Origin of the sequence: Maritimibacter fusiformis (genome assembly GCF_008086115.1) — a bacterium.
Classification (GTDB): domain Bacteria; phylum Pseudomonadota; class Alphaproteobacteria; order Rhodobacterales; family Rhodobacteraceae; genus Muriiphilus; species Muriiphilus fusiformis.
In genome coordinates this window covers 363,309-375,243 of sequence record NZ_VSIY01000004.1, presented here as the reverse complement: position 1 = coordinate 375,243, position 11,935 = coordinate 363,309, and the positions used below count along the sequence as shown (strand labels likewise).

Here is an 11,935-nt window from a genome sequence, read left to right as displayed (position 1 = left end):
TCGCCTGATTGGGTCGGGGGTGCCGGCGCGCGGACGCGCCGGCCAGAGGGGTCTGATCAGCCCTGCCACTCGGCTTCGAAGTCGGGGTTCTCGACCAGCCAGTCGGTGGTGACGATGGCCGGCGAGCTGCCGAGCTTGGATTCGTCGATCCAGGGTTCGACCTCTTCACCGTTCAGCGCGGCGACCATCGCGTGCAGCGCGGCCTCGCCCATCGAGCGGGGTGCGGCGGCCAGGGTGGCATCCCAGGCACCGGAACGGATCGCGTCGACCGCGATCTGGTTGAGGCCACCGCCCATCAGGTAGATCTCGTCAAGGTCCAGCCCGGCGTCAGTCAGCGCGATTTCCACACCCATCAGGTGCTGGTCGGCATTCGACAGCACCACGTCGATATCCGGGTTGGCTTGCAGGATGTCCTGCATCGCGGTCAGCGAGGTGTCGGGGCTGTAGTTGCCTTCGCCGGTGGCCACCACCTTGATATTGGCATGGGTGTCGAGCACTTCGCGGTAGGCGTCGTAGCGGACATTGTCGAACGGGAACACAAGCTGGCCGATCATGATGACCACGTTGCAGGGGTCCTTGTCGGCGCAGAAATCGACGACCGCTTCGGCCTGAAGCCGCGCGCCGATCGCGGGGGCGGTGGCGACGGTCGTGACAAGACCTTCGATCTGCGGCTGCATGTCACCGAGGTCGGGACCGATCGGGAACAGAGTCGCGGCGACCTTGACGCCGGCGGCGGTGGCATCCTCGAGCGCGGTGGCGATGCCCACGGTGTCGTTGGGCGTCACGATCATCGCGTCGAAACGGCCGCCGGCCACGAGGTCTTCGACCTGCGTGAACTGCACGGGGGCCGAAAACTCGCCGTCGAAGATCTCGACCTTGACGTTGTCGTATTCCGCCGCGGCACGCTGGATGCCGTCGAAGATCGACTGGTTGAAGCCGTTCTGGCTGGAGGACGCCAGGTAGGCAATGTTGATCGTGTCATCCTGTGCGAGCGCGCCGAGCGGGGTCAGCAGCGTCGCCATCGCGGCGAGTTTCAGTGTCTTTTTCATCGTCGTTTCTCCTCGTTGGACGAATGCGGTTGGGTGGTTCCTGGCGCCTGGGCTGTCCTGTCCTATGCGCCTTCCATGACCGGGCCGGCGGCGGGTGCCGCGACCTGACCGATGAAACTGTCGGTTTCGGGGTTGCCGCGCAGAAGCAGCAGGAAACAAAGCGTGGCGACCGGCTGCCAGGCCAGCGCGGCGGCGATGCGCGCGGCGGTGTAGTGCCCCGTGGGCGCCAGAAGGTTGACGGTGCCGATCACCTGACCGTCGGCGATGGCCGGCAGGTTGAGGTTCGAGCCAAAGCCGAGGCCCTGGATCTTTTCCCAGTCGAAAAATACCTCGGCGATCTCCTCGATCCGGGTGGTGGCAAAGACCTGACCGCTCTCGATCACCGTGTCGTAAAAGCGGTTGCGGTCGAGGCGCTTGAAATTGCCGACCGGGTAGGCGGCGGCGTTGTCGGTGAACACGCGCCTGCCCCGCATCGCACCGAGGTCAAAGACCGAAGCCGTGGTCAGGTCGGACCCCACGTCGCGTTTCAGCCCCTCGCGCAGATAGGCGAACAGGTGGACGGCGCTGTCGGGGGCGGCGAGGATCGCGGTGATCCGGGCCATGTCGAAGGGCTGGTCGGTGTTCATCTGGTCCGCTCTTCCGTGCATGGGTCAGGTGACGACGAAGCCGTGGGCATAGGGGTCACGGTCGTCGATGAAGATGGTGTTGAAGCCGGTCTGCCGCGCCCAACCACCAACCGAGGGGATGATGGCATCGCGGTCGCCGACGCGGGCGGCAGCCTCGACGCGGCCGTGAAACAGGCTGCCGATGATGCTCTCGTGGACAAAGTCGTCGCCCACGTTCAGGCGGCCCTGCGCCGCCCATTGGGCCATGCGCGCCGAGGTGCCGGTGCCGCAGGGCGAGCGGTCGATGGCCTTGTCGCCGTAGAACACGGCGTTGCGGGCGGTGGCCTCGGGGTGGCGCGGCGCGCCGGTCCACAGGATGTGGCTGAGACCGTTGATCGCCGGGGTCTCGGGATGGATGAAATCATACTTGGCGTTGAGGGCGGCGCGCAGTTTCGGGCTGAAGCCGACCAGCTCGCCAGCGGTGAAATCGGCCATGTCGGCAAAGGCGGCCTGCGGCTCGACGATGGCATAGAAATTGCCGCCATAGGCCACGTCGACGGTGATCTCGCCAAGGCCGGGCACCTCGGCGCTCAGCCCCTCGGAATGCAGGAACGCGGGCACGTTGGTGAGGCGGACCTCCTCGACGAAGCGCCCCTCCTGCCGATACGCCACCGTCACCACGCCGGCGGGGGTGTCGAGCTTCAACTGGCCCGGCGTGCGCGGCGTGACGAGGCCGTTCTCGATCGCCATCGTGACGGTGCCGATGGTGCCGTGGCCGCACATCGGCAGGCAGCCAGAGGTTTCGATGAACAGCACCGCAACATCGCAATCGTCGCGCGTCGGCGGATAGAGGATCGAGCCCGACATCATGTCATGGCCGCGCGGTTCGAACATCAGGCCGGTGCGCACCCAGTCGAATTCGGCCAGGAAATGCGCCCGCTTCTCGATCATGTTGCCGCCCTCAAGGCGCGGGCCGCCGCCGGCGACCAGCCGGACCGGGTTGCCGCAGGTGTGGCCGTCGATGCAGGTGAAGGTGTGGTTGGTCATGGCTGTCCTCGCAGGAACCGGCCGGGCCGGTAGGGGGCGGGGTCGATGGACGGGGTGCGGCCCGCGATCAGGTCGGCGGCCAGTTCGGCGGTGCCGGCGGATTGGGTCAGGCCCAGGTGCCCATGCCCGAAGGCCAGCATCAGGCCGGGGTGGCCGGGGGCCGCGCCGATCACCGGCAGGCTGTCGGGCATCGAGGGGCGAAAGCCCATCCATTGCGTGCCGCCTTCGGTGTCGAGGTCCGGCAGGAAGTCCTTGGCCTTGGCCAGCAGCGCCTCGGCCCGCTTCATGTTGGGCGGCAGGTTCAGCCCGCCCAGTTCGACCGCGCCGCCGACGCGCACGCCGTCGCCGATCCGGGTGACCACGAAGCCATGCGCGGCAAAGCTGACATGGGTGCGGATGTCGAACGCGCCGGCGGGAAGGGTGGTGTTGTAGCCGCGCTCGGTCTCGAGCGGCAGCTTGACGCCGAGGGGGCCGAGCAGCGCGCCGCACTGCGCACCGGCGGCCAGCACCACGCGGTCGAACCGCGCCGGGCCATCGTCGGTCTCGAGGATCATCGCGCCCTCGTCCGGGCGGATACGGCGCACCGCGGCGCGCTGCACCTCGCCGCCGTGACGGGTCAGGTCGGCGGCGATGTGTTCGACCCAGAGCTTCGGGTCGGTGGTGTTGATCCAGTCGGGGGTGAACACGGCCTGGGTGAACCGCTCGGACAGGCCGGGCTGGATCTCGCAGATCGCATCGTGCGAGGTCAGCCGGTCGAAACGGATGCCTGCGGCCTCACGCTCACGCCAGCCGGGTTGGCTGGCCCGGAACTGGGCGACGGTGTCATAGATCTGCAACTGGCCTTCGCGGCGGATCAGGTGTTCGCCGTCGACGCCCGCCAGCAACCGGTCCAGCGCCGCCTGCGACAGGCGCATCAGCGCGGCCTGCGCGTCGCGGGCCGCTGCGTAGCGGTCGGGCATCGAGGCGCGGGCAAAGCGCATCAACCAGGGCAGGATCTGCGCGGCGTAACCGGGGCGGATCGACAGCGGACCCAGCGGATCGAACAGCCATTTCGGGGCCTGGCGCAGGATGCCCGGGGTGGCCAGCGGGATGATGTCGGAGAACGCGAATGCGCCGGCATTGCCGCCCGACGCGCCGCTGGCGATGCCGCCCTCGTCGAAGATACGAACCTCATGCCCATCGCGCACGAGAGCATGTGCGACGGTCACGCCGATCACCCCTGCCCCTACGATGCCGATGCGCATATGCCACCCTCCCACGCGAGATAGAGTCGTTGCATACCAACTTGCATTTGTTGTGTCGACAATAAAAATACGTTTTGAACCTTCGTCGGGATTGCGCGATACTCCACACGACTTCGTGAAACGGATCGGACGGAAATATGAAAAACGGGGCTGAGACCGAGGCGGGCGGGCGCAAGCGCGGGTCGGGGGTGACGCTGGTCTACGACACCCTGCGGCGCGAGATCATCGACCTCAAGCTGGCGCCGGGCACGCCGATCGACGAGGCGCAGCTGGCCGAACGCTTCTCGCTGTCGCGCACGCCGATTCGCGAGGCGCTGGTGCGGCTGGCGGCCGAGAACCTCATCACCACGCTGACCAACCGCGCGACGATCGTGTCGCAGATCGATTTTCTCAACCTGTCGTCCTTTTTCGACGCGCTGACGCTGATGTACCGGGTGACGACCCGCGAGGCGGCGTTGAACCGGAGCGCCGAGGATATTGAGAAAATCCGCAAACTTCAGGCCGAATTCGCCCGCAGCGTCGCGGCGCGCGCGCCGCTCGACATGATCGCGACCAACCGCGAGTTCCACGTCGCCATCGCCAGGGCGGGCGGCAACAAGTACTTCACCGACCTGTTCACCCGGCTGCTGGACGAGGGCCAGCGCATCCTGCGGCTGTACTATTCCTCGTTCAACGACGCGCTGCCCCGGCAATACGTGACCGAGCACGAAGACATGATCGCGGCGATCGAGGCCGGTGACGTGGCGCGGGCCGATGCGCTGGCGGTGGCGCATGCCGACCAGATCGTCGGGCAGATCCGATCCTACATTTCCGCCGACCGAAGACCCAACCTCGACCTCGAGCTCTGAGGCCCGGCGCGTCACCGCCTTGCGGCCGCGATCGACCTCAGCGCGAGCGGTGTTCGTGCGAAAATATTTTATGTCGACAGAGCGTCGACACAATGGTATCCACCCATCACCCAATGATTGTGCCAGCCGGGCCGGGCCGTCTGCGCCCGTATCCGGCGATTGAAAGGACTGACGATGACCAGCGATATCTTCAAAGGCTGCATTCCCGCGCTGATGACCCCGTGCACGGACGAGCGCAAACCGGACTTCGACGCGCTCGTGAAGAAGGGCAAGGAATTGATCGAGGCCGGCATGAGCGCGGTGGTCTATTGCGGGTCGATGGGCGACTGGCCGCTCCTGACCGATGACGAGCGCATGGAGGGCGTGCGCCGCCTGGTCGAGGCGGGCGTGCCCACGGTGGTCGGCACCGGCGCGGTCAACACCCGCGTCGCGGTGGCCCATGCCGCCCATGCCGCCGAGGTCGGAGCCGATGGCCTCATGGTCATTCCACGCGTGTTGTCGCGGGGCAGCTCCCCCGCCGCGCAGAAGGCGCATTTCATGGCGATCCTCGACGCGGGCAAGGGTCTGCCGGCCGTGATCTACAACAGCCCGCATTACGGGTTCAGAACCCGCGCCGACCTGTTCTTCGAACTGCACGCCGCCTATCCCAACCTGATCGGCTTCAAGGAGTTCGGCGGGGCCGAGGACCAGAGCTATGCCGGCGAGCACATCACCTCGGGCAACGACAAGCTGACCCTGATGGTCGGGGTCGACACGCAGGTCTATCACAGCTTTGTCAACTGCGGCGCGGGCGGGGCGATCACCGGCATCGGCAACGCGCTGCCGGGGCCGGTGCTGCACCTGGTCGAGCTGTCGCGCAAGGCCGCCGCAGGCGATGTCGAGGCTCGCCGCCGTGCGCGCGAGCTGGAAGAGGCGATGATGGTGCTGTCCAAGTTCGACGAGGGCGTCGACCTGGTGCTGTTTTACAAGTACCTGATGGTGCTGAACGGCGACGAGGAATACCGGCTGCACTTCAACGAGACCGACATGCTGAGCGACGCGCAGCGCGCCCATGTCGAAGAGCAGTATGACCAGTTCAAACGCTGGTATGCCGACTGGGCGGCCTGACCCGGCCATTGCAACACGACACGTCCGGCGCTCCGAGGTTTCGGGGCGCCGGTTTTTCATGTCAGGGGCGCGGCGCATGCCGGCGCGGGGGCCGGGATGGCCCGCCGATTTGCCGATATGCGCGCGCCCGTGCCTCATCCGAAGGTCTGCGCCTCGCGCGGCAGCGAGGTGAGCGAGCGATGCCCGTCCTCGGTCACCAGCACGTCATCCTCGATGCGCACGCCGATCACGTCGGGCTTGTAGAGGCCCGGCTCGATGGTGATGACCATGCCGGGCTCGAGCGGCTGGTGGTTGCCGATCATCACCGCGGGGGCTTCGTGGATGTCGAGGCCGAGGCCGTGGCCGACCTTGTGGCGGATGCAGTCGGCAAAGCCCGCGTCGCGCAGCACGCCCTGCACCGCGCTGTCGAGATCGTGCGGCGTGACGCCCGGCGCGACCATCTCGCAGCCGATGCGGTTGGCCTTGAGCACGGTGTCATAGAGTGCGCGGTGCGCATCGGGGATTTCCTCACAGAAATAGGTGCGGGTGATGTCGGCAGAGTAGCCGTCGAGCGTGGCGCCGAAATCGAACAGCAGCACATCGCCGCGCCCGACCCGGCGCGCGGACGAAGGCACGCCGTGGCAATCGGCGGCGGCACCGCCGGCCAGCACGATCAGGTCGAAGGCCGGGCCGTCGGCGCCGCGCTCCAGCATCTCGATCAGCAGGCGCGAACGGATCTCGGTCTCGGTCATGCCCGCGCCGATGGCGGCGAGCGTGGCGGTCAGGGCGGCCTCGCTGATGCCCACGGCCTTCTCGATCGCGGCCACTTCGCCCGCGTCCTTGAGGATGCGCAGCGGCGCCAGCATCGCGGTCGCGTCCTCGGGCGTGGTGTCGAAGGCGCGGGCCAGGGCCGCGGCCTCGAACTGGCGCATCCGGTTGCCCTCGACGGCAAGGGTGGTCAGGCCGGTCTGGTGGGCCAGCGTCGAAAGCGCATCGGCATAGCCATCGGAATCCTGCCAGAACACGGTTTCGGCCTGGGGAACCTCGGCGCTCCAGCGATCACGCTCCAGCGCCGGGATGGCGGCGTGCATCCGGCCTTCGGCGGTGACGATCAGGATCGTGGGCCGCTCCATAAGCGCCAGCGTCACGCCGGTCAGGTAGTAGAAATTCGGGCCGGGCACGAAGGCGACGGCGGGGCAATCGGCGGCCTGCATCAGGCCGGTGAGTTTCTTGAGGCGGGCGTCGTAGTTCATGTTCATGCGCTTTCGCAAGGGGTTGGTCAGGCCAGCGGAGCGGTCGACAGGTCGACCTGGTTCGCGGCGGTGGGTTCGAGAGAGGCGCGGATCACCTTGAGGATCGCGGCGATCATGTCGCCGGCGATGGTGTTGCAGGCCGCAACGTCGTCACGGTCGATGGCGTCGATCAGGGCGGCGTGGAATCGGGCCTGAAGCTCAAGCTTGCTGCTGCTCGCGTAGGGGAAGTAGTGCAACAGCAGCGTGCGCCGGCCGGCGTCGAGGCAGTCGGGGTAATAGCGGCTGAGAAAGAAGTTGCGCGCCACCTCGGCATAGCCGCGCTGCAGTTCGAGCATCGCCAGCGCCGTGGCCAGCATGTCGCCGCCGCCGATGGTGGCCCCGAAGGCCGCTAGGCGCGCGCGCAGGTCGGCGATGCCTTCGGGGGTGCGCCGGTGCGCGGCATGGACACAGACCGACCGGGTCAGGATCAGCCAGGTGTCGAGCAGGTCGTTCAGCCGGTGCATCGACAGCGGCGTGACGATGGAGGTGCGGTTGGGCAGAACCTTCACCAGCCCCTCGCCCGAGAGCATGAAGATCGCCTCGCGCACCGGGGTGCGCGACAGGTTGAAGGTCTTGGCGATGGAAACCTCGTCCAGCCCGCTGCCCGGTTCGCGCACCAGCGTGAGAATCTCTTCGCGCAGCGCCTGATGCACGGTGATCGCACCGCGTTCGCGCCGGGGGGTGTCGTCTTTTTCGGGTTTCCCGTCGCTTTCCATGGTGTCCCCTTTTTTCCTGGCGCTGGCCGGAACGCACGCCGGGGTGCGCGGCCTTTTCGAGACTCAGCGTAGCATAAAGTTTGCATAATTGTCTTGCATAAAATTTGTATACACCCTAGCGTTTGCGATGGAGGCCATGAGATTTCCCTTGCAAACAAGGGGTATTTCGGATTCGGCGGCCACGTCCGACCCGGTCGTCGCCACGCCGATCCTTACGATCAGGGCGCGTTTCCCAAGGCTGGGAACGGGCGAGCGAACACACAGGGAGGTGATCCAATGGCATCAACCGGATACCGCGTTTCGGCCGATATCGGCGGGACATTCACGGATGTGGTTTTCCAGAATTCCGAGAACGGCGACATGCGCGCGCTCAAGGTGCTGTCGACCCCGCAGAACCCGGCGCTCGCCGTTCTCGAAGGCGTGAAAAAGGGGCTGGGCGCGGGTGAGCACATAGACTTTTTCGTGCATGGCACGACGGTCGGGCTGAACTCGGTTCTGACCCGCAGGGGCGCCAAGGTGGCGCTTTTGACCACCGAGAATTTCCGCGATGTCTATACCATCCAGGGCAATGACCGGGGCGAGATCTTTTCGATCCGCTGGCAAAAGCCCGAACCGCTGGTCACGGTCGAGGACACCTTCACGGTGCGCGAACGCATCGCCGCCGATGGCACCATCGAGACACCGATCGTGCTGGAAGAGCTTGATCGGCTGGTCGAGGCGGTCAAAATCCGGGGCTACGAGGCGATCGCCATCTGCTTCCTGTTCGGCTTTCGCAACCCCGCGCATGAACTGGCCGCCGAAGCTTATTTGCGCGAACGGCTGCCGGAAATCGACATTGCCCTGTCGCACCAGGTTTCGCCGGAATGGCGCGAGTTCGACCGGATCTCGACCACCGCGATGGACGCCTTCACCGCCCCGGTGGTCCGGCGCTACCTCGCGACGCTGGTCGACGAGATGCGCGACACCCTGCCCGAAGGCGGGCGGGTCTACGTGATGGAATCGAACGGCGGCGCGATGACCGCGACCGCGGCCTCGAACACGCCGCTTCAGACGCTCTTGTCGGGGCCGGTCGGGGGCACCATCGGCGGGCGCTCGCTGGCCGAGCAGACCGGGCGCAAGAACCTGATCTGCGTCGATATGGGCGGCACCTCGTTCGATGCCAGCCTGATCATCGACGGGCTGCCGTCGATCTCGAACGAGACCTCGCTGGAGGGGCTGCCGGTGCAGATGTCGGTGGTCGATATCCACGTGATCGGCGCCGGCGGCGGCTCGATCGCCTGGGAAGAGGCCGATGCGCTGCGCGTCGGGCCGCAGTCTGCGGGCTCGGTGCCCGGACCGGCCTGCTACGGGCGCGGCGGCACCGAACCCACGGTGTCGGACGCCAACCTGGTGCTGGGGCGGCTCGATTCGTCGAACTTCTCCGGCGGCGAGATGACGCTGGACACCGAGGCGGCGCGGGGCGTGGTGGCCAAGCTGGGCGACAAGTTCGGGCTGAAACCCGAGGCCTTCGCGCAGGGCATCATCGACATCATCAACGCCAAGATGGCCGACGCGATCCGCACCATCACAGTGCAACGCGGCATCGACCCGCGCGACTTCGCTCTGCTGGCCTATGGCGGCGCCGGGCCGTCGCAGGCGGCGGCACTGGCCCGGCAGCTCGACATCGAAGAAGTGATCGTGCCGATCCATCCGGGCGCCTTTTCGGCGGTCGGAATGTTGCAAACCGACATGCGCCACGATTTCAAGATGACCTATTACGGCGACTGGGATCATGTCGACGTGGACGAGGTGACCGCCGCCTTCGAGGCGCTGGAGGCGCAGGGTCTCGCCCACCTCAAGCAGGAGGGGATGAAGGACAACGACATCTCGTTCGAGCGGTCGGTCGATCTGCGCTACGAGGGGCAGGAATACGTGCTGACGGTGCCGGCGGGGACCGGCGTGGTCGATCCCGCCGCCGTCAGGGCGCTATTCAACGCGGCCTATCAAAAGCAATACGGCCATTCCAGCACCACCGCCGGGGCCGAGGTGGCCAACCTGCGGGTTGCCGCCCTTGGCCGGCTGAAACGCCCCGGCCTGCCCAGCCCGGTGGACCGCGCGGCGCGCGAGGCCCGCAGCCGCAAGGTTTATTTCGACGGGGCCGAGCACGACACCGCCGTGGTGCGGCGCGAGGCCTATGCGCTGGGCGACACCGTCGACGGCCCGGCCATCATCGAAGAGGAAACCGCCACCACGCTGGTGCCGCCAGGCTGGCGGGCAGAGGTCATCACCGGCGGCCACCTCTCCATGAAACCCAGCAATGCGGAGTGATCCCATGAGCAAGACAACAAGCGATCCGATCACCACCGAAGTGGTCCGCAACTTCGTCATGTCCTGCGCCCAGGACATGAACGCCGCCCTCTGGCGCTCGGCCTATTCGCCGGTGATCTACGAGGGGCGCGACAGTGCCGTCGCCATCCTCGACGCCGAGGGCACCATGCTGGGCCAGTCGACCGGCGTGCCGCTGTTCGTCGGTGCCATCGACGCCTGCGTTCATCTGGTGATCGAGAAATACGGCGACGACATCGGGCCGGGCGACATCTTTTTGATGAACGACAGCTATCTTCAGGGCACGCACCTGAATGACTTCACCGCCGTCGGGCCGCTGTTTCACGACGGCAAGCTTGTCGGCTTTGGTGCCGCCCGGGCACATTGGTCGGACGTGGGCGCGATGGACCCGGGGTTGCCGATGGGCTCCAGCTCGATCTTTCAGGAGGGCTGGCGGCTTGGGCCGACGCGGGTGGTTCAGAACTACGAGGAACTGCCGGACTGGATGGACCTGATCCAGCGCAACACCCGGATGCCGTCGGCGATCCTGGGCGATTTCCGCGCCCAGGTCAGCGCGATCCGCACCGGCGAGCGGCGGCTGGGCCAGTTGCTCGACCGGATCGGGCAGGACACCTACCGGGCAAGCTGCCTGAACATCTTTGAACAGTCTCGCGCACTCGACCGCGCCGCGATTGGCGAACTGAAGGACGGCACCTGGTCGCGCGAGGGCTATCTCGACAATGACGGGCAGTCGGACGATCCGATCAAGGTCGCGCTGACGCTGACCATCGACGGCGAGAACATGATCATCGACCTCGAAGGCTCGTCGCCGCCGGTGGCGGGCTCGGTCAACTGCGGCGCGGTGCAGACGCAATCGCTCTTGCGGCTCGCCTACAAGACCATGATCAGCCCGGACCGGGCGATCACCGGCGGGTCGTTCTCGACGATGAGCGTCAAGATCCCCGACGACTGCATGTTCAATGCCCGCGAACCCTATGCCTGCGCGTGGTATTTCACCGGCCTCGGCCTGTTGGCCGACCTGATGATCGCCTGCCTGTCCGAGGCCATGCCCGAACACGCCACCGCCGCGCATTACGGCGATTCGATGGTCGCGACCTTCTTCGAGGTCGACCCGAGGAAGAAACAGTGGCTGTCGGTCGAGGCGACCGCGGGCGGCTGGGGCGGATCGAACGGCGCGGACGGGGAAAGCGCGCTGATCAACCTGGTCAACGGCGGCTTTCGCAACATGCCCGCCGAGGTCTATGAGACCAAGTTCCCGGTGCGCATCGAAGAGTTCTCGATCCGCCCGGATTCGGGCGGGGCCGGGCGCTGGCGTGGCGGCAACGGCGTGGTGCGCAGCTACCGGATGCTGGACGATGCCGGGGGCGCCTTGTGGTTCGAACGCTCCAAGACGCCCGCATGGGGGCTGGCGGGCGGCAAACCGGCCAAGGGGCCGGTGAACACCCTGCGCCTGCCGGACGGGAGCGAGGAAAACCCGCTCAAGATGCGCGCGCGGGTGCTGCCCAAGGGCACGCTTCTGATCACCCGCACCGGTGGCGGCGGCGGCTATGGCGACCCGATGGCCCGGCCGTTTGACGAGATCCAGCGCGATCTCGACCGGGGTTGGCTGTCGCCGGAAGTGGCCGCCGAGGACTACGGCGTGGTGATCCGCGATGGCCGGGTCGACACCGAGGCCAGCACGCCGCGCACGAGCCTCTGACCCCCGGGGAAACCCGCATCCTGT

10 protein-coding genes are annotated in these 11,935 nt (G+C 66.9%); 4 read left to right on the top strand and 6 right to left on the bottom strand.

The annotated features are described in order from the left end of the window. Positions 1-56: 56 nt before the first annotated feature. From FVF75_RS05920 to FVF75_RS05905, 4 genes are all read right to left on the bottom strand, one after another. Positions 57-1,049, bottom strand: coding sequence for a sugar ABC transporter substrate-binding protein (locus tag FVF75_RS05920; protein WP_148377023.1), 993 nt, complete (start codon positions 1,047-1,049; stop codon positions 57-59). 62 nt (positions 1,050-1,111) lie between these two features. After that, positions 1,112-1,675 (bottom strand): hypothetical protein, encoded by a 564-nt coding sequence (locus tag FVF75_RS05915; RefSeq protein WP_217353126.1) that lies wholly within the window; start codon positions 1,673-1,675, stop codon positions 1,112-1,114. Positions 1,676-1,699: 24 nt separating this feature from the next. Further along, complete coding sequence (locus tag FVF75_RS05910; protein ID WP_148377022.1) at positions 1,700-2,701, bottom strand: 4-hydroxyproline epimerase; 1,002 nt, start codon at positions 2,699-2,701, stop codon at positions 1,700-1,702. Next, positions 2,698-3,945: an NAD(P)/FAD-dependent oxidoreductase gene (locus tag FVF75_RS05905; protein ID WP_148377021.1), complete on the bottom strand. Its 1,248-nt coding sequence runs from the start codon at positions 3,943-3,945 to the stop codon at positions 2,698-2,700. Before FVF75_RS05905 ends, FVF75_RS05910 begins: the two co-directional genes overlap by 4 nt. A gap of 137 nt (positions 3,946-4,082) precedes the next feature. Here FVF75_RS05905 and FVF75_RS05900 point away from each other — a divergent pair, with 137 nt between their 5' ends. Beyond that, positions 4,083-4,793, top strand: coding sequence for a GntR family transcriptional regulator (locus FVF75_RS05900; RefSeq protein WP_148377020.1), 711 nt, complete (start codon positions 4,083-4,085; stop codon positions 4,791-4,793). 174 nt (positions 4,794-4,967) lie between these two features. Beyond that, the gene (locus tag FVF75_RS05895; RefSeq protein WP_148377019.1) at positions 4,968-5,900 is read left to right on the top strand and encodes a dihydrodipicolinate synthase family protein; all 933 of its coding nucleotides are present in this window, start codon (positions 4,968-4,970) and stop codon (positions 5,898-5,900) included. A gap of 134 nt (positions 5,901-6,034) precedes the next feature. Here FVF75_RS05895 and FVF75_RS05890 read toward each other — a convergent pair whose 3' ends face one another. Beyond that, the gene (locus FVF75_RS05890) at positions 6,035-7,132 is read right to left on the bottom strand and encodes a M24 family metallopeptidase (RefSeq protein WP_187392984.1); all 1,098 of its coding nucleotides are present in this window, start codon (positions 7,130-7,132) and stop codon (positions 6,035-6,037) included. 26 nt (positions 7,133-7,158) lie between these two features. Next, a complete protein-coding gene (locus tag FVF75_RS05885; RefSeq protein WP_148377017.1) occupies positions 7,159-7,887 on the bottom strand; it encodes a GntR family transcriptional regulator in 729 nt (242 codons plus the stop codon). 276 nt (positions 7,888-8,163) lie between these two features. On the opposite strand from FVF75_RS05885, the gene FVF75_RS05880 reads away from it, so the two are divergent. Continuing rightward, on the top strand, positions 8,164-10,194 hold the full coding sequence (locus tag FVF75_RS05880; protein WP_148377016.1) for a hydantoinase/oxoprolinase family protein: 2,031 nt from the start codon (positions 8,164-8,166) through the stop codon (positions 10,192-10,194). Positions 10,195-10,198: 4 nt separating this feature from the next. Then, complete coding sequence (locus FVF75_RS05875; protein WP_148377015.1) at positions 10,199-11,911, top strand: hydantoinase B/oxoprolinase family protein; 1,713 nt, start codon at positions 10,199-10,201, stop codon at positions 11,909-11,911. Positions 11,912-11,935: the final 24 nt, after the last annotated feature.